Consider the following 20,901-nt stretch of genomic DNA (forward strand, 5'->3'; position numbering starts at 1 on the left):
CCTTATCGGTAGTAATTTACTATTCATTTAATCTGATTAATTAATATAACCTTATGGATCACTAAATGCTTCTCTAGGCCATTCGCTTCCTGTCAGATTTTTAAACAATCTTTGTATTTCTTTTATCATTTTTTCTCTTTTGTCGTACGCTATTTCAAGATCTTTCGCAAGTAGCCAAGCACCCAAATTTTCAAAGTCGGTTGCCCTTCCTACATTGTGCGTCATAATTGCTTCCCGCATCTCTGTTTTTTCCTTCGTTTCCACCGTTGCGCCAGCGTTATCTCGTGGTCCAAATCTGTCAGGATAACGTGTCTGGGCAGAATCCCATTTTCTAAGTATTTCTTGCTCAAGCTCTTGCAATTCAGTAAGAAGGTCTCCAAGAGCAAGTTCATCTGCTGTCAGAGTTTTTCTAATCCTCTTAATATATTCGTCATGATTTACTGGTTGGCCTAATTTAGTGGCTGGTTTACTCTGTGCATCCATTTTAGCCTTATCTATTTCCTCTTGTGTCATCTTCTTATCACCTGTCCCGGCCATTCCAATTCCCTTCGGCCTAAGCCCCATCGGATCGGCAAAGTTCACCGGGTTATTCCCTACATAAGCATAGGCATTAAAGAGACTGTCGTCGTCTAATGGGTCCTTGCTTATGAACCGTCCCATCTCGGCGCTATAGTAGCGCGCACGATAGTAATATAAACCGCTTTCCGCGTCATACTCACGGCCGGTATACGTTATGCGGTTACCAATGGCTGTGTCAGCCCGCTCGGTGGTGCCGTCCGGTTCCAGTATAGTGCATTTGCCGTATGCACTGTACTTGTATCTTTCCACCACATTCCCCGTGTTATCCGTCACGGCGTAGACACTGCCCTGCAGGTTGGTGTGGTAATAATACCTCTGCCCGCCCGAAGTCTCCATAGTCAGCACCTCGTCTATGCCGATGCCGAAGACGTATTGCTTGCGGGTCACGCCGGTCTGGTCAGTTTCTTCAATCACCCTTGCCCCGTCGTAGAAATAGACGCTTGTCTGGGCCACGGTCTGCTTGCCCACCCGCCGGCCGAATACGTCGTAATAATAATGGGCTATCATCGCGTCCGGCGACTTCTGGCGCACCTCCACCAGCCTGTTGGCGTAGTCATACTTATAGGTCTTGACACCGTCGTCCGTAAGGTTGCCGTTGATGTCGTAAAGCAGATTGACCGCTGGGTTTGCGCCTTGCTGGATGGATGAGTATTGGTTCAGGTCATTGGGCGTATAGACAGTTTCCGGGTTAGGCAGACTACTGTCATAGGTCCAGGTGCGGTTGCCGGAAACATCCAGACTAAAGGTCTCCCTCCTATCGAAAGTCAGGTAATTGTCATAACTGGTTAAGGGGTTGATATCAGCCGCCGGGATACCGTACTTTACTCCGGTCAGCCGGTAAATCGAGTCATAAACAAAGGCATCGCCCTTGTTCTCATGAAGGCGCTTCTCGTAGATGAGATTGTCCTCGCGGTCATAGGCGTATTCGAACCCGGCGATAAGGTCGTTGCCCGTAGTGCGTGATTCGTAGTTCGTGACGCGGCGGCTGGTGTCGTAGCCAACCGTGAGATTAGTGTTATTGCCGTAAGCCCTCTCCTTGACCCGGCCCGGGCCGGTATAAGTATAATTGGCAATGGTCTGGCTGTTGAACGAAAGCCCCTGGATGCGGTCCAGGTTATCCGGAGTAAAGCCAACGCTCCGGGACAGCGACGGATAGCCCAGGCTCAGACGGTTGATGCCCTTGGCGTCGTAGCCAGAGGTTACGGTCTTGTTATTAACGCCCATCGAATACTGGCTTTCGGTCAATAAGTTGGACAGGCTGTCATAGCTACGGCCGATGGTAGAGGCGTTGTTGGATGCGCAGGTAATCCTGGACAGGGCGTCGTAAACGAAGTTTTCCGAGGTCGTGTCGCTGGATACGCCTAAACCGGGCGAGATGTTCCGATTGGTCATCCGGTTCAATTCGTCAAATATTTGGGTAACGGTCGAGCCGTTGCCGTCTATCATAGTCTGGGCATTGCCGTTGCCGTCGTAGTTGGAGTAAGCAATCTTGCGCTGGCCGATGGCCGTGGTCGCCTCGAGCAGGCGGTTTAAAGCGTCATACTCGTAATAGGTGCCCCTGCCGCCCGGGTCCATTTGGGCTATCAGCCGGGAAGCGGCATCCCAGCGGTTTTCGGTGCTGATGGTCGTGAAGATGTTGCCCGAGCCCTTACCGCCGGAGCGCATATCACGCACTACCGAATTCAACCGGCCCAAGCCGTCGTAATTATTGGCCGCGGTATTGCCCTCGCCATCCACGGTATAAACCACGTTGCCGCGGGAATCGTATTTCAGGCAACGGGTGATGCCGGCGTTGTCGGTGGATTCTATCAGCCGGTCTAAACCGTCGTAGGTATTGGTGGTGATAAAGGTCTCAAAGGTGGTGTCCGGTTTCTTTTCGGATTCGGTCACGGTAAAAACGTTGGAATTGGCGTCGTAGGCGTAATCAACCTTGTTGCCGTTATTATCCTCGGCGCGGGTAACCCGGCCTAGGCCGTCGTAGGTAACGGTCGAGTTATGGCTGTTGGGGTCAACCACCCGGACCAGCCTTGAATCGCGGTCGTATTGCTTTTGGCTGGTGGCCCAGGTTTCGGCCGGCAGGTTGAGCCACTGGCGCGTTTCATAGACGCGGTTGAGCTCGTCATAGCCGTATTCGGCCTTGGCCACGGTTATGGCGGCATTATCCTTTTTGACTATCCGGGTGACATTACCCAGGACGTCCAGGGTCAGTTCGGTGACGTTGCCCTTGGCGTCGGTCGAGCCGTTGACCCGGCCGTAACCGTCGATGCTGAATGTGGTGGTATTGCCCCGGCCGTCCATAACGCTCTGGAGCACGCCGTTGGCGTCGTAATTGCGCTTGACGCTGGTCCAGTCGGACGTGCCGTAGCCGCGGATGGTTTCATAGAGCAGGCCACGCTCGTCGTAGCTGTTCTTGACCTGATGATTGAGCGGGTCGGTGATGTATTCGAGGTTGTCGTTATTATCATAGCCGAAGCTGGACATAACCGAAGCCGGGCACCAGGCCTTGGCCGCGTCGTAAACCGAATTGGTTTGGGTGGCCGTTTTGTCGAGCATGGTGTAGGTGAAGTTGGATGTTATCCAGGGCATAGTCGCCACGACGTTATAGTCCTTGTCGCGGTTTTCAACCTGGACGACCTCGATATTACCGTTGGCGTCGTATTGGAACCGGCTGTGGTAGCGGATAGTCGGGTTGGCGGCAACCGGCGGACGGGAATAGGTGTCGGTCACCTGGTTTAAGGCGTTGACGGTGAATTCTGTCTTGGCGCCCTTGTTGTCGTAGATGGCCGTAATGTTGCCGACGGCGTCGTATTCGTAGCTGGACGAGACCTTAGGCCCGGCCAAATTGCGTTCGATGAAGCGGTTAACCCGTTGCAGGTAACCGTTCATCGGACCGCTGGAATAATACTCGTAGGTGGTGTAGTAGCCCTCGGGATCGGTGGCCTTGGTCACCTGGCCGTAATCGTTGTATTCAAACAGCGCGAAGATATTGCTGGCCGCGCCCAGGCCAAGAGTCACGTCGGGATACTTTATCTTGACCACGTTACCGTCGGCGCCGTTGGTGATGCCGTCGCCGTTCTGGTCGCCCAGGGTGGCTTCTTCGTAGTCGTAATAGAAGGTGGTAATCTTACCCAGGGCGTTGACGGCGGTTTTGACATCAGCCCAATTATAGGTGAAGCTGTTGGTAATCACCGGGTCGGAACCTGTGGAATGACGGCTGACCGATAACATATTACCCCTCAGCTCGGGGATGTTGCTATATTCAGCATATGCATACTGGATGGTATTGCCCTTGGGCAAAAGGATACTGCTTCGCTCGCCCTGCGTGTTATAGCCGTAGGCGGTCTCGTAGAAAGCCGGGTCGCCCGGACGAATACCGCGGGTATAAAGGCGTTCCTTGGCGATGGTGCCGTCGCTGTTGATATAGTAATCGGTGTTGTTGCCGGCCCGGTCAGTCATCCTGGTTATGCCCGGCAAAGAATAATCAAAGCTGAAATTATTCGACTGGCCGAAACGCTGGATAATCGCCCGGTCATTGGAGTCATAGGTTGTTTCCATATAGACCTGGCCCTTGGGGTCGGTAATGGTCTTAAGATTGTGGTTAAGGAACCAATAGGCCTGTCCGGTCCAGTAGGAATAATTGGTGGTTTTGCCGATGGGGTATTCGGCCGTGGGCGGCGTAGTCACGCTGACCAGGTCACCGTTGGCGTCATAACCATACCGGATTTCACGGCCGGTAAAATCGTGGATTGTATCAATCCGGTTAGAAGCGTTATAGAACAGGTTGGTATTCCGACCCAAGGTATCGTAGATGGCAGTAAGCCGTCCCTGATAATAACCTAAGGATATAGCGTTGCCGGCCTGGTCAATAATCGAGCTGAGCTGGTATTTATCTTCGGTCCCGTATTTCCAGAATACTTTCTGCGAGCGGTCTTTCTCGAAAATAACGTAGTAATCGGACACCGACACGTAATGAAGCGAATTGTAACAACCCATCGGGCTGATGAAACTGCCGCTGACATAGTCGTAATTCAGGCTGCTGCCCCGTCCGGTATGTACTTTCATGGCCTTCATCTGGTTATTAAAGTCATAGACCGGCTCCAGCCACTGGTTATAATTGAAATCCCAGCCATAGCCGAGCGGGCCGTCATAGTTGGACTGGCTCCGGTATGTCCGGGAAAAGGCTAACGGAAATCCCCGGCCCGGGATGACCAAGTCGGTGTTGTTGATGGTGCATTCTCCATTATGGACAAGGATGTCATCGCCCTGAGCATTATTCTTGCCCTTGGAATCGCTCGCCGGATCCGACACCATGATGCTTTCGCTGTCATCACTCGGTTTGATGTAAGGACTTTTCGGGGCATAACTTGCCGTAATAAGGACGGCACCAGCCCCCCGGCCTTCTATCTTGAATTTGAATAAAAATGGAAGCGAATCTACGACTATTGTTTGCGGGTCAGTCATTATCGGCCAAGCCGGCGGGTAGCTCGTACCGTCATAAAGGCTTATGGGATTTTTTTCAAATGGCACGTAGTTCATCGCGATTGTTAAGATACCGGACGCGGCAGTAGGACCTGTAATATTAATCGTAGCATCCCTCAGATCACCATCCGTTGGCGTTATCCCTGAACCCACTTCGTTGTCGGAAGTTAGGTTATTCTCGTCCTTGTCACAATTGACATCCATATTAGTCCAACCATCTTTGGAATCTGTTACCGTTAACTTTAATTCAATCGGAGTTTGTGGCGTGGAAACAAATGAGGCTTCCATGATACTTTGCTGATGGTCCGGATTAACCGCCTTGGTCGAATATGTGCCGGTCGGCGGCACGGTGATTTCACCCTGGGCATGCATGCCTTCCGCATCCACAGTCACATTTTCAACCGGAGTTGTACCGACAAAGAAATTCGTATCCGGCTGGAAATTTTCCCCATAGAAATGCGTGGTTATCCGGGTATACTCTTCGGCCGAACTGGGCGACATACCGGTAAGACCCGGAGGCAGTTCTTTGACGCAAAAATCCTTAGGGGCCGGCGTGGTAGAGGTGTTGCCAGCCGCGTCGGTAGCCGTAGCCTGCCAGCAGTAATTGGTGTCTCGGGGCAGGGTGTCTTCCACGGGCAGTTGATAGCTGGTGGTAGTGATGTCATTAACCGTTTTACGGACTACCCAGCCGCCGCCCAACTGCTGCTCGGAAAGCGCGAAATCATATTTTACGGCAGTAATGTCCTGGGACGGGTTCCAGGTAAAGAGCGGCGTGGTGGAGTATATGTCGCCGGAGGGGCTGACCAGCTGTGGCTCGGTAGGCGGCGTTTTGTCCACGGTAAATTGCTGGCTGATAGAAGCGGACCAGTTACCGGCCGCGTCCTGTGCGCGCATATAAACCGTGTGCGGACCGTCGGCCATGCCGGTGGTCGCTATATCCGCGCGGATATCTTCGGTATTGCTGTTAAACGTGCCATCCACGGCATACATCTGGTAATGAGGGTTATATTCGTAATCAATCCAGTACTCAGCCTGGTTTATGGGCGAAATAGTATCGCTGGCCGTGGACTGGGTTGGAGTCCAGTTAAGGTTGGTCGGGTCAGGCGTAACCGTCGGGATTGATAATCCCGGCGAAGCGGCATCCTTGACAAACGAGCTGGTGACCGGCTCGGACCAGTTGTTGGCCGCGTCCCGGGCGCGCATATAAACCGTGTGCTGGCCGTCGGTCAGTGTTAAAATATTTATTGAGGAGTTAAAGCTTTCATAAAGTTGATGGTTGAATTGGCCATCAATCGGGGTTAGCTGAACTTTACCACTAGCCTCGGCGTCTATCCAGTATTCAGCCTGGGCGATATTGGTCAGGTTATCACCGGCATAGCCGCTTAAAACGATATTAGTAGTGGCATAATAAGGCGTTACAATCACGCCTGCGGTGGGCGGCATGGTATCTTTAATAAACTGACTGGATACCGGAACAGACCAGTTACCGGCCGCATCCTGGGCTCGCATAGAAACTGTGTGCTGACCATCAGTAGTGTTTTGCAGAATATCCAAGGCATAGAGGTCTTCGCTAAGATTGTTAAGCAGGCCGTCTGCGGCGGCCATTTGGGACCTGTCGGTCTGGGCATCTATCCAGTATTCGGCCTGGGCGATATTGGTCAGGCTGTCTACGGCGTTGGCTGATATGGCGATGTCGTTATTGGTCGGGTTGGGTGTAACCACCGGGATTGAAGGCACCGGCGGAGTGGTATCCTTGATGAATGTGGCCTGCGCAGGAACCGACCAGTTGCCGCCCGCATCCATGGCCCGGACATAAAGGACGTGCATACCGTTTGCCAGGCTGGTCGTAGGAATTAAATTGGAGAAGTCCTCGGTCAGGTTGTTAAACAAACCATCAATCGGGGCAATCTCGACTTTACCGTTAGATTCGGAATCTATCCAGTATTCAGCCCGGGTTATAGTGGTATACGCATCTATGGCCGTGGCGGACAGGTTGAGAGAATAGATGCTGATCGGGTTGGGTAACAAACTGTTGATTGTAACACCCGGCGGCGTCATATCCACGGTGAAACTATCCGTTACAACGGTTGAATATTGTAAATTGATGGTGTCCATTGTCTGCATGGTAAAATTATAGACGCCTTCAGTCAAAGCCATCGGCCAGGTTTTCCATTTACCGCTGAAAGGCTCGACCTCAAGCGCTGGAATAACCGGCAGGCTAGAACATTCTATCTGAACCTGGTAACCGTAGCCCTTGGCCGCGATACCTTCGAGGGTATAAGAAACCGTACCAGAAACAACCCTGGCTGAGGTCATAACCGGCGCGGGCAGGATATCGTAGAATGATTTCACGGTGAAGAATACGGGGATAACCTCCGGCGTCAGAGGATTGATACCCCGGGCATAGGCCTGAATGACGCAGGTATCGTTGCCCAGTTCGCCCAGTTGGAACGGCCAAAAAGCAGTAGCATCGCCCATTGGACCAACAGTCACGGCACAGCGGTTTTGCATAACCATAACATGACTACCCTGGGCGTAGCTGTCCACCACATCAGACCGGTTGGAATCTCCGCCCGGAATAAAATACAACGGGTAGTCATGACCCCAGTAGTTACCCTGATTATTGAACGATAATTCAACGGGCGTATTAGACCATACGTTACGGGTATAATTGTAGAAAAAGTTATTCTGAAAAACATAATTATTGGGGGAATTTGCCAGATAGAGCCCGTAATAATTCGAGTTGGCGGTGTTATAACTGATATAGTTAGAGTCGGAATTTTCCAGGTAAATGGCCTGGGCGCTATTCTGGATGGCGTTTTCGGCAATCTGGTTATGGCGCGGGTAATAGGTGTTTGGCCAGGCAGTAAATGATTTGACCTGGATAGCCGATCCGGCACAGTTGTTGATGATATTGCCGCGGATGCTGTTATCGGACGCGCCCCATATATCCATAGCCGCTGAATTATTTGAAAAGGTGTTGTTGGCAATGACATTGCCGGTGCAGGGGGCGTACAGGCATATACCCCGTCCATTTGTCAGACTGTTGTTGGCCACGGTATTGCCGTTTGCGCTGATAAGCCATATTCCATCCATACCGCTTGTTTTTAGGGTAATTTCGTTGTTGGTCAGGATATTTGAAACAGCATCCATACAAACATGGATACCGCTGGTGGTATTCCAGATTTTATTATTATTGACCGTGTTACTGACAGATCCGGTGAACTCAATTCCATAAGTTGAGTAATACCCGCCGATGGCATCTATAATTCGATTGTTGAGGAACTTGTTATTCCCGCCGCCATCACACCAAATACCGACCTGGAAGTTATAGATGTAAAAGTTTTTGATGGTGACGTTGCTGTGCCCGTTAAGATAGATGCCGTAACCGGTGCCCGGCATAGGGCTGGTAATGGCGTGGCCGTTGCCGTCGATGGTAATATTGTCGGCGGTGACGACGATATTGTCCATTATATCAGATGTCAGGATAGTGTTCTGTCCTATTTCTATCGTGCCCCTGGATGCCATGAAATAAACGTGGTGCTTGGCGCTGAGGTCCTGGGTCCAGCGGATTTTTTTCCTGGTATCAAATGATTTCTGGAATGCACCATCCTGATGCGAGTATATGGTATCGGTTGTCTTGAAGAAATCGCCGATGCCGTTAACGGTGATATCGGCCTGGCCGGCGGAACCGGCAAGCGGCTCGATATGCAGAGACACAGCGTTAGCCACGGCCGTGAGCCAGAGATGTATCGGCTGGCTGGAGGTAATCTTGAGATTAGGCGAAACGGGGTTATCCTTGATCCGGAATTCAGTACCTGTGGCTTCGTAAGGCAATTGATAACCGTTAAATTTGGGCTGTTCGGATTTTACCGGGACTTTTGAGTTTTTACCTTTGTGGTCGTTATAGGCCTTTTCCAATTCTGTTTTAGAGGGCGGGTCGGCAAAAAGGCCGCTGCCTTTAATGACTTGGAACTCGATGGTGGACATCTGGGGAACCGGGTTGCTGAAGGCGTCAGTCAAACGCACGCTGAACCGATCAGACAACATGGTATTGACCAGTCCCTGCTGATTATCACCACCGGTCTTTGCCACCAACATCGGGGCGTTTGTGACGTTGACGGATTTGTTATCCATAAATACCATCGGGTTGACTATATCACTAGCGTTCATCATCTGCGGACCGGTTGTGGTAAAGGCAAATGTGGTGGTAACTTCTGATGTGTCGTTAAATTCCAGATTGTAGGTAGACGTCAGAGGCTGGCCATCCTGGTCTATGGCCGGACCGGTCAGCGTAATCACCACGGTCCTGCCGGTGACCGTAACCGGGAGATTCTGGGCATCAAGATACCTGACCGTCGCGAATATCCACTGACCAACCATGGCCTGTACCGGGACGTTGGTGATTTCCAGCCGGGCTATCGGATGGAGAACCTTGATATTTATCATCTTGGAATCGAATAATCCATTGGCCGTGGCTATAAAAGTTAAGTCGTAACTGCCCTCTTGCCAGCTTTGCGGTGTCCAGTTGAATAAACCGGTGTTGGGGTCTAATGTTGCTCCTATCGGGGTCGGCTCCATTGAATAGGTTACGGCATCACCATCCGGATCTACAGCTGATACTGTAAAGGTCAGGAACTGGTTTGCATCCACGCTCTGGTTGCCGGGTAAGACCAATACCGGCGCCCGGTCAACATTATTGACGATTATGATTACTGTTTGTGTGTCCGACAAACCGTTGGCTGTAACCATAAATGTCACATCATAATTGCCGGCCTGGGTATAATCAGGGGTCCAGGAAAATACGCCTGTAATCGGATCCAGATTCGCACCGGCCGTCATCGGCATCATTGAATAGGTTATGATATCCCCATCCGGGTCTGTAGCTGACAGCGCAAAAGTCAGTAACTGATTCTCATCTACAGTTTGATTGCCGGGCAAAACCAGAACCGGAGACCTATCCACGTTATTTACCATTATGGTCATAACTCTGGTGTCGACAAGAAGGTTACTTGCGGCCCTAAACGTCATTTCATAACTCCCGGCCTGGGTATAGTCGGGCTGCCAGATGAATTCGCCGGTAGCAGGATTCAAAACAGCTCCTGTCGGAACGGGCGGATCCATTGAGTAAGTTACGACATCACCATCCGGGTCCGCAGCAAAAATAGTAAATATCAGGATCTGATTTTCATCCACAATCTGGTTACCCGGTATGCTTAAGGCCGGCGCCTGGTCCACGTTATTAACGGTTATGGTTATGGTTTTGCTGTCTGATAAACCGTTGGCCATAGCCATAAATGTCACATCATAACTGCCCGCCTGGGTATAACCGGGTGTCCAGTCGAAAATACCCGTCGTGGAATTCCACATCGCGCCTACCGGGATTGATTCCATCGAATACGTTACAATATCGCCGTCCGGATCAACAGCCGACAGCGCAAAAGTCAAAGATTGGTTTTCATTTACGACCTGGTTGCCGGGTGATGTCAATACCGGAGCCCTATCCACATTATTTACTGTAATAGTTATGGTTTTAGAGTCTGAAAGCCCGTTGGCTGTGGCGTTAAAAATTATTCCATAGTTACCGGATTGGTTATAATCAGGCGTCCAATTAAACAAACCTGTGGCAGAATCTAATATCGCGCCGACTGGCATCGGCATTATTGAATAAGTTATCACATCGCCGTCCGGGTCTGCCGCAGAAAGTATAAAGGTCAAGAGCTGGTTTTCGTTTATGGCCTGGTTACCGGGAGAAGTCAGTACTGGTGCTCTATCCACGTTATTTACCGTTATGGTCACGGTCTTGGTGTCTGACAGATCTTTGGCTGTAGCTTTAAAGATTACTTCATAGCTGCCGGCCTGAGTATAATCAGGCATCCAATTAAATACGCCGGTTGACTCATCCAATACCGCATTAATAATTGCGGACGTCATTGAATAGGTTATGGCATCGCCATCCGGATCCATAGCCAAGAGCGTGAAGGTCAGGAGCTGGTTTTCGTTTACGGCCTGGTTGCCAGGCGAGACCAGCACCGGAGCCCTGTCTATGTTATTTACCGTTATGATTACAGTCTTAGTGTCTGACAGGCCGTTGGCTGTGGCCTTGAAGATCACTTCGTAACTCCCGGCTTGATCATAATCCGGTGTCCATAAAAAAATACCAGTGGTCACGTTCAAATCAGCTCCAGTTGGCGTCGGCGTCATAGAGTATGTTATGGCATCACCATCCGGATCCGTAGCTGATAATATAAAGGGTAGAAGCTGGGCTTCATTAACGACCTGATTACCCGGGGAAGCCAATACCGGCGACCTATCCACGTTATCTACCGTTATGGTTATAGTTTTAGTGTCAGTCAAAAGATTGGCTGTGGCGGTAAATGTCACCGTGTAACTGCCGGCCTGGGTGTAGTCAGGCGTCCAGGTAAATACGCCTGTCATCTCATTTAATACCGCGCCGGTCGGCACAGGAGTCATTGAATATGTTATGCTATCCCCGTCCAGATCGGTTGCGGACAGAGTGAATGTCAAGAGCTGGTCCTCGTTTACGCTCTTATTGTCCGGAGAAACTAATACCGGCGCCCTATCTACATTATTCGCCGTGACAATTACGGTTTTTGTATCTGACAGACCGTTGGCTGTGGCCTTGAATGTCACTTCATAACTCCCTGACTGGTCATAATCCGGTGTCCAGATAAATTCACCTGTATCGGCATTAAGCGCTGCGCCTATTATGACCGGCGTCATGCTGTAAGCAACCGTATCCCCATCCGGGTCCGTAGCAGACAGCGTGAAGGTCAGGAGCTGATTCTCGTTTACGCTTTGGTTGCCGGGTGAAGTCAAAACCGGAGACCTATCCACGTTATTTACTGTTATAGTCACAGTCTTGGTGTCTGACATACCATTGGCTGTGGCTTTGAATGCCACTTCATAGCTGCCGGCCTGGGTGTAGTCGGGGATCCAGCTGAATACGCCTGTCGCAGCATCCAACGTCGCACCGGTTGGAACAGACGCCATTGAATACGCTATGGTATTGCCATCCGGGTCTGTGGCGGATAGCATAAAGGTCAGGAGCTGGTTCTCATCAACAGCTTGATTGCCAGGTGAGACCAGAACCGGAGCCCTGTCCACGTTATTTACTGTTATGGTCACAGTCTTGGTATCTGACAGGTTGTTGGATGTGGCCTTGAAGGTCACTTCATAAATGCCGGCCTGGGTGTAATCAGGCGTCCAGCTGAATGCGCCTGTCGTTTCGTTCAGGACAGCTCCGGTTATCGCCGGCGTCATTGAATAGGTTATGGCATCGCCGTCCGGGTCTGTAGCTGACAGCGTAAAGGTCAGAAGCTGGTTCTCATTCACGCTCTTATTACCCGGAGATGTCAGAACCGGCGCCCTATCCACGTTATTTACCGTTATGGTCACGGTCTTGGTGTCTGACAGGCTGTTGGATGTGGCCTTGAAGGTCATTTCATAGCTGCCGGCCTGGGTGTAGTCAGGCGTCCAACTGAATACGCCTGTCGTTTCGTTCAAGACAGCTCCGGTTATCGCCGGTGTCATCGAATAAGTTATGGCATCGCTATCCGGGTCTGTAGCTAACAGCGTAAAGGTCAGGAGCTGATTTTCATTTACAGTTTTATTGCCAGGCGATGTCAAAACCGGCGGCCTGTCCACATCGCCTACCGTTATGATTATTACCTTCGAATCCGTTAATCCATTGGCCGCGGCAACAAAGGTCACCGTGTAATTGCCGGTCTGGCCATAGTCCGGCGTCCAACTGAACACTCCTGTTGCGGTATCCAGCGCCGCCCCGGCCGGGACAGGCGACATTGAATATACTATGGTATCGCCATCCGGGTCTGTGGCTGATAATGTAAAGGTAAGCAACTGCCCCTCATTAACAACCTGATTGCCCGGTGAAACCAGTACCGGAGCCCTGTCCACATTATTTACCGTAATAGTCACAGTCTTGGTGTCTGACAGGCTATTAGCCGTTGCCTTAAAGGTTACTTCATAACTGCCGGCCTGTGTATAGTCGGGTGTCCAGGCAAATGCGCCTGTTGCGACATCCAACGTCGCTCCAGTTGGCACAGGAATCATTGAATACGTTATGTTGTCCCCGTCCGGGTCGTTTGAGGACAGGATGAATGTTAAAAGCTGGCTTTCGTTTACGGTCTGGTTGCCGGGCGAGGCCAGTACCGGTGCCCTATCCACGTTATTAATTATTATCGTTATGGTCTTAGTGTCTACCAGGCTATTGGCCGTTGCCTTGAAGGTTACTTCATAACTACCGGCCTGGGTATAATCCGGCGTCCAGCTGAACACACCCGTTGCGGCATCTAATGTTGCACCTGTTGGGGCAGCTTCTATTAAATAGGTTGTGGCATCTCCGTCCGGATCTGTTGCAGATAGCGTAAAGGTCAGGAGCTGATTCTCGTTCACACTCTTGTTACCCGGTGAAACTAAAACCGGCGCCCTGTCCACGTTATTTACTGTTATAGTCACGACCTTGGTATCTGACAAGCCGTTGGCTGTGGCCTTGAAAGTTACTTCATAGCTGCCGGACTGGGTATAGTCAGGCATCCAGCTGAATGCGCCTGTCGTTTCGTTCAGGATAGCTCCGGTTATCGCCGGCATCATTGAATAACTTATCACATCGCCGTCCGGGTCTGTGGCTGATAGTGTAAAGGTCAGAAGCTGGTTCTCATTTACGGTCTGGTTGCCCGGGGATGCCAAAACCGGAGCCCGGTCCACATTATTCACCGTTATGGTCACGGTTTTGGTATCTGACAGGCTATTGGCCGTAGCCTTGAAAGCTATTTCATAACTCCCTGACTGGTCATAATCCGGTGTCCAGGAAAAGATGCCTGTAATCGCATTTAAATTCGCTCCGGTTGGGGTCAGCGCCATTGAGTAGATTATGGCATCGCCGTCAGGATCAATCGCTGATAGTGTAAATGTCAAGAGCTGGTTCTCATTGACAGTCTGGTTGCCGGGTGAGGTCAATATCGGCGCCCTGTCTATATTGTTTACCGTGATAGTTATGGTCTTGGCATCGGTCAAAAGATTGGCTGTTGCCGTGAATGTTATCGTGTAATTACCTGACTGGGTGTAATCAGGCATCCAGGAAAATACACCTGTGGTTGAATCTAATGCCGCGCCGGTCGGCACCGGGGTCATTGAATAATTTATCACATCACCATCCGGGTCTGTGGCTGATAGCGTAAATGTCAAAAGCTGGTTCTCATTCACGGCCTGATTTCCGGGTAAGGTTAATACAGGGGCTCTGTCTACATTATTAACCGTGATAGTTATGGTCTTGGTGTCTGACAAACCGTTGGTTGTTGCCTTAAAGGTCACTTCATAACTGCCGGCCTGGGTATAGTCGGGTATCCAGGTAAATACGCCGGCACCCCTGATGGCCCCGATTGAGGAGATGCCGACCAGATGGCCGGAACGCTGTTGGATTAAATGCCGGAAGACCACGCCGGCCAGGGCCGTGAACCCGGCCACGTTGACATCTATAGCCTCTTTTTCCAGTTCCCAATTCAGGTCGGGATTTATATGGCCGACCCCGGCGCTGATGACGACCAGGTCTACTCCGTCCATCTCTTTGATGAGTTCATCCAAAAAACCCACGGCCTCGGCGGTCTGGGTAACGTCAATTCTTTTGATGTGCGTCTTGGCGGGAATCTCTTTCTGCAGGCTGGCCAGCAGTTCAACCCTCCGGCCGGCGATGCCGGCCAGGTAATCATTCTGAGCCAGGATTTTGGCCAGCTCCCGGCCGATGCCCGAGGTCGCCCCGATGATAATGGCTTTTTTCATAGTTTTACCACGAACTAATACGAGCCGCTGATTACACAGATTAAAACTACGGTTTAACAGGGACTAATAAGAGACTCTTAAGAGACAATATTAATTATATTTTCAAGTATATTTATAATTTTATACCATAAGGTGTTAGAGTCTTTTACAAGTCTCTTCAAGTCACTGTTTCATTAGTTCAATCTCGCCGTCTGCTGGGTTGAATCAGACAGAGTATTGCATTTCGCCGTTTATAAGATAACATCACCAGCAATATGGTCAGGCCGATATACAATCCGCCATAGGACATCCGGGCCTTTATCTCCAGCTCCTGCAACTGTTCCGGCGGCAGGCCGGGCATCAGCGACGGCATCACCAGCGGGATGACCAGCTGGGTAGTGAAGAGCACTATCAATGTAAGCGCTTCGAGCATACTGAACCTGAAGTTGGCCAGGATGAATATGGCGAAGAGCGATTGGGCCGCGGTCAGGAAGATTTCTTCGGTCTGCATACTGTCCAGTTTCATTCCGGTAAAAGAGCCGCCGCCCAGGTAATAAGCGATGGGCAGGGAGGCGATGAGCAGTGTCCACTGGTTGACCTTGGACGAGACCAGGGTGCCCAAGGAGGCGCCGGCCATGGCCCGGGTGGCGAAGATGATGGCCACAATGAACTCGGGCGACTCGGAAGCCAGCGGGGCCAGCCACTGGACCAGCACAAACTCGTTGACGCCCCAGGCCTTGCCGCTGGCCAGCAGGCCTTCGGCAAACGGTTCGGCCGAGACGTAGATGGTGAACCCGGCCAGGATGAAGAAAAACACGGTGATGATACAGCGGAACAGGCGCGAGCCCTTGCTGAAGAGTTCCACCGGGCCTTCCAGTTCCGGCTCGACGTGGTGCGCCCGGCCGGCGGCGATGATATAGAATACGAAGATGGTCAGCAAAACGATGGAGTCTATCATCGAGATAGAACCCTTGATGGGAATGAAGAAGGAGTAAAAGGTGGCGGCTAGCAGGGCCAGAAGTTCTATCCGATGCGTCGGTTCCAGCTCGATGTGCGTCTTGCGGGTAGACAGGTAATAAGCGAAGAGCACCACCGGCCAGCCCAGGCCGATGAGCAGCCGGTTGGCGCCGGTCATATTAGCCGTGGCGTAATGGATGTATTCGGGGTTGGTGCCGGCCGTCCAGGCGAAGTAGATGTCTACGGCGTATTCGGGCACGACCGCAATCAGGGCCAGGAAGGCCAGGGCCAGGGCCTGTGGGATTTCCATCTGGGCCAGTTCGGCCGCCCAGGATAATACAAACGCCGCGCCGAAGATGGCCAGCCCGGGCACCAGCGCCTCCCAGCCCGGTCCGAGCTCCTTGCCCATAAACTGAGCCACCGCCTGCTGTCCTATAAGGCCGAAGGCGACCACCAACCAGATTATTTTCTTGAGCATAGATAATCTTTCCAATAACTACGCGGAATAATTACCACAAAGAATACAAAGAATTTATTTATTTTGTCAATATTTTACCACGAAATCACGAAAGACGAAATGCTTGGCCAGAAAGAATAAACGCGTCCGTAATTATTCTTTTTCTTATTTCATTTATTTCGAATCTTCGTGGTAGATTTAGATATCAATGCTCTTTCAGTTCGGGAATGGGCAGTTTAGACACGTCGACCGCGCCTTTCTTCATCTGAAACTTCCATTTCCATAATGTGTAGACCGGCGGATAGACCAGCAGTTCGAGTATGAAGCTGGTAACCAACCCGCCGACCATAGGAGCGGCGATGCGTTTCATCATATCGGCGCCGGTGCCCATGGACCACATTATCGGAATCAGACCGATGAAGGTGGTGCCGACGGTCATCATCTTGGGCCGGATGCGCTTGACCGCGCCGTGCACCACCGCCTCGATCAGGTCGGAGTAGGTCTTCATCCTGCCCTTGCGGACGCTGTCGTAATAGGACATATCAAGAAACAGGAGCATAAACACGCCGGTCTCGGCGTCCAGCCCCATCAGGGCAATCATACCGACCCAAACGGCGATGGAGACGTTGTAGCCAAGCAGGTAGAGGAACCAAACGGCGCCGATGAGCGAGAACGGCACGGCGGTCAGGACTATCAGGGTCTTGATGGTGGATTTGGTGTTGATGTAGAGCAGGACGAATATTATCAGCAGGGTCAGCGGGATGACCACTTTAAGCCGTTCCTTGACCCGAAGCATGTTCTCGTATTGGCCGCTCCAGAGAAGCGAGTAGCCGGGCGTGGGCGGCAGTTCCCGGTCGACCCTGGCCTTGGCCTCGGTGACGTAGCCACCGATATCGCGGTCCTTGACGTCAACGTAAACATATCCGGCCAGGAAGCTGTTCTCGTCGCGGACCATAGCCGGACCGGTGGAGAAGCTGATGTCGGCGATGGCGGCCAGCGGTATCTGGGCGGACACCCCGTTAGAAGCGCCGGAGTCGGTTTGCATTTGCATATTAGGTTGCTGTCCGCTTCTAACAGGGCCGGTAGTCGGTACCAGCACGCGCTTGAGTTCGTCCAGGTCGTCCCTGAGCTCGCGGGCGTAACGGACGTTAACAGAGTAACGTTCACGTCCGGCGATGGCGGTGGTGACGCCTTCACCGCCGATGGCGGACATAATGACCATCTCGGCTTCAGCCACGCTCAGGCCGTAGCGGGCCAGCTGGTCGCGCCTGAGATCGAAGTCGAGGAAATAGCCGCCGGTGACACGCTCGGCGTAGACGCTCCGGGTGCCGGGCACTTCCTTGAGGATGGCTTCCAAATGCAGTCCTATTTTTTCTATCTCCTTGAGGTCGGCTCCGAAGATTTTGATGCCGACGGGCGTGCGTACGCCGGTGGAAAGCATGTCCACCCGGGCCTTGATGGGCATGGTCCAGGAGTTGACCACGCCGGGCAGCTGCATCTTGGCGTCGAGCTCGTTGATGATGTCTTCCCAGGTTATCCGGTCGGTCCAGACGGGACGGAAGGGTCTCTGCAGGATTTCGGGCAGTCCGGAATACCAACGGTCGACCTTTCGCCACTGGTCCCTGGGCTTCAGGACGATGGTCGTTTCCATCATCGAGAACGGCGCCGGATCGGTGGCCGTGTCGGCCCGGCCGGCCTTGCCGAAGATGCTCTGGACCTCGGGCACGCTCTTGATGATCTGGTCCTGGATCCGGAGTATCTTCTGGGCGTCGGTAACCGAGATGCCCGGCGGCGTGGTGGGCATATAAAGGATGCTGCCTTCGTTCAACGGCGGCATGAATTCGGAGCCGAGCTTGAAATAGATTGGGACGGTCACGGCCATCAGGGCCAGGGCGGTGATGATAACGGTCTTGGGATGTTTCAGCACCAGACGGCAAACGGGCTCGTAAATCCGAAAGAGCCATTTGCTGACCGGATGATTTTCTTCCTTGTAATATTTGCCGACCAGAATTTGGTTGACCGGCCAGGCAATCCATTTGGGCCGGAACTTAAAGTCGTCCATGCGCATAAAGAGCAGCCTGATGGCCGGGTCTAGGGTGATGGCCAGCAGCGCGGCGATGGCCATAGTCAGGTTCTTGGTATAGGCCAGCGGCTTGAAGAGCCGGCCTTCCTGGTCCAAGAGGGTAAAAACAGGTATGAAGGCCACGGCAATAACCAGGAGCGAGAAGAAGACCGAGGGCGCCACTTCCTGCAGGGCGCGGATGCGGATCTGGTGCGGGTCGCCCTGGCGGCCGCCTTCGATCCATAATTCCATTTTCTTGTAGGCGTTCTCGACCTCGATTATGGCGCCGTCCACCAGCACGCCGATGGAGATGGCGATGCCGGTCAGCGACATTATGTTCGAGGTCAGCCCCATAAAATACATGGGAATAAAAGCCAGCAGGCAGGAGACCGGTATGGTGATGATGGGCACCAGGGCCGAGGGAATATGCCAGAGGAATATCAGGATCATCAGGCTGACCACTATCATCTGGAGAACCAGCTCGGCTTTGAGGGTGCCGATGGATTCGATGATGAGCTCGGAGCGGTCGTAGGTGGTAACGATTTCGGCGCCCTTGGGCAGGGACGGCCGGATTTCGTCTATCCGGGCCTTGACGCGGTTGATGACGTTGAGCGCGTTCTCGCCCTGGCGGATGATGACGATGCCGCCGACGGTATCGCCGATGCCGTCCAGGTCGGCCACGCCGCGGCGGATGTCCGAACCGAGCTCCACCCGGCCGACGTTCTTGACCAGCACGGGCGTGCCGTTGACGTCAATGCTGATAACGATATTGGCAATATCGTCAACGGACTTGATGTAGCCGCGGCCGCGGACCATATATTCGGCGCCGCTGAATTCGACCAGCCGGCCGCCTACGTCATTGTTACCGTTGCGGACGGCCTCGATAACCTTGGTCAGCGGCACGTTGTAAGCAACAAGAGCGTTAGGGTTGATGTTAACCTGGTATTGTTTCTGGTAGCCGCCGACGGTGGCCACTTCGGACACGCCGGGCACGCTCTGGATATAATATTTCAGGTACCAGTCCTGGAATGAACGCAGGTCGGACAGGCTGTTCTGTCCGCTCTTGTCGACCAGTGCGTATTGGTAAACCCAGCCGATGCCGCTGGCGTCCGGGCCGATTTGGGTCTTGACGCCTTCGGGCAGGCTGGACTGTATTTTGCTGAGGTATTCCAACGTCCGGGAACGGGCCCAGTAGATGTCGGTGCCGTCCTGGAAAATAATGTAAACGAAAGAAAATCCAAAGTCTGAAAAGCCCCGGATGGCCTTGACCTTGGGCGCGCCGAGCAAGGCGGTAATAATCGGATAGGTAACCTGGTCTTCGACGATGTCCGGACTGCGGTCCCAGCGGGAATAGACGATGACCTGGGTGTCGGACAGGTCGGGAATGGCGTCGAGCGGGATGTTCTGCACGGTATAGACCGCTCCGGCCACGGCGATAGCCGCGAAGATCAACACCAGGAATTTGTTGTCGGCCGAAAACGCAACGATGGTTTTAAGCATTTAATCTCCGCCGTGTTTATGTTCTTGTTGCCCGGCTGCGGGAAGCGCGGCTTTGAGTTTGGATTCCGAGTCAATGAAGAAGTTGGCCGCGGTGACGACCTCTTCCATCTCGGCCAGGCCGGCTAGGACTTCGTAATAGCCTTCGGCCGTTTGGCCGGTTTTTATCTCCCTGGGTTCGTAGATGCCCGGGCCGGTCTTAACAAAGACCAGCTGCCGGGTGCCGGTATTAAGAACCGCCTCCTGGGGCACGGCCAGCTTGTTGCCCAGCCCGGCGTTGATGATAACGTCCAGGTACATCTCCGGCTTAAGCAAGCCTTCGGGGTTGGACACCTCGGCCCGGACGCGCAGGGTGCGGGTCTGTTTGTCCAGGATGGAATCAATGGCCTTGATGGGGCCGGAATAAGTCTTGCCCGGCAACGCGATGGAACTGGCGGTAATGACCTGTCCGGCCTTGACCAGCCCGATTTCGTGTTCGTAAATCTGGGCGTAGACCCAAACGGTGCCGCCCGGCCTGGACAGTAACAGGTTGTTGGATGAATCCGACCCGCTCCGCTGGGCCAGTTCTTTGATTTGCTCTTCGGACAGGCCCATCTGGCGGAGTTTCAACGCTACAGACCTGATGAGCTGGGAGTCTTTGGTTTCGGCCACGCGTCGGTATTCGGCAATGGCCACGTAAAGTTCCGGGTCGTAGGCCACCCGTCCGCTGGCCCGGACCAGGGCCGTTAAGTCGCGCTTGAGGACCATAGATGTCTTCAGGCCGATGAGCTGTTCCTGCTGAGCCGTAATGTTAACTGCCGCTTGGCCGGGGACAGTGCTGGTTGCGCCGGCGCCGGCGGGACTGAAAGGCACCAGCTTCATATTGCAGATGGGGCAATCACCCGGCTTGTCGGCCACATAGGACGGATGCATCGGGCAATGGTACATCTGGACCGCGGCACCAGCCTTGATTTGCGTCGAACCGCCCTTGTCGATTTTGTTATAACTGGAGGTGAACAGTGCGGCCAGGCCAAGAACAATCAGCAGGATTGTGATTATCAGCCACTTGAGGTATTTCATAGTGATTTTCTCC

The 20,901-nt window shown here is 52.6% G+C and carries 4 protein-coding genes; all 4 read right to left on the reverse strand.

What is annotated here, in order from left to right:
- Positions 1-51: 51 nt before the first annotated feature.
- The 4 genes from WC980_04455 to WC980_04470 all read right to left on the reverse strand — a co-directional run bounded on the left by WC980_04455 (position 52) and on the right by WC980_04470 (position 20,888).
- Complete coding sequence (locus WC980_04455; protein MFA5794301.1) at positions 52-14,877, reverse strand: SDR family NAD(P)-dependent oxidoreductase; 14,826 nt, start codon at positions 14,875-14,877, stop codon at positions 52-54.
- Between the two features lie 178 nt (positions 14,878-15,055).
- On the reverse strand, positions 15,056-16,291 hold the full coding sequence (locus WC980_04460; protein ID MFA5794302.1) for a sodium:calcium antiporter: 1,236 nt from the start codon (positions 16,289-16,291) through the stop codon (positions 15,056-15,058).
- A 184-nt stretch (positions 16,292-16,475) separates the two neighbouring features.
- Entirely contained in the window at positions 16,476-19,832 is a 3,357-nt protein-coding gene (locus WC980_04465; GenBank protein MFA5794303.1) for a CusA/CzcA family heavy metal efflux RND transporter, read from the reverse strand.
- Entirely contained in the window at positions 19,833-20,888 is a 1,056-nt protein-coding gene (locus WC980_04470) for an efflux RND transporter periplasmic adaptor subunit (protein ID MFA5794304.1), read from the reverse strand.
- Between the last annotated feature and the right edge of the window lie 13 nt (positions 20,889-20,901).

It is taken from the genome of Candidatus Brocadiia bacterium, assembly GCA_041658285.1.
In the GTDB taxonomy this organism is placed as follows: domain Bacteria; phylum Planctomycetota; class MHYJ01; order JACQXL01; family JACQXL01; genus JBBAAP01.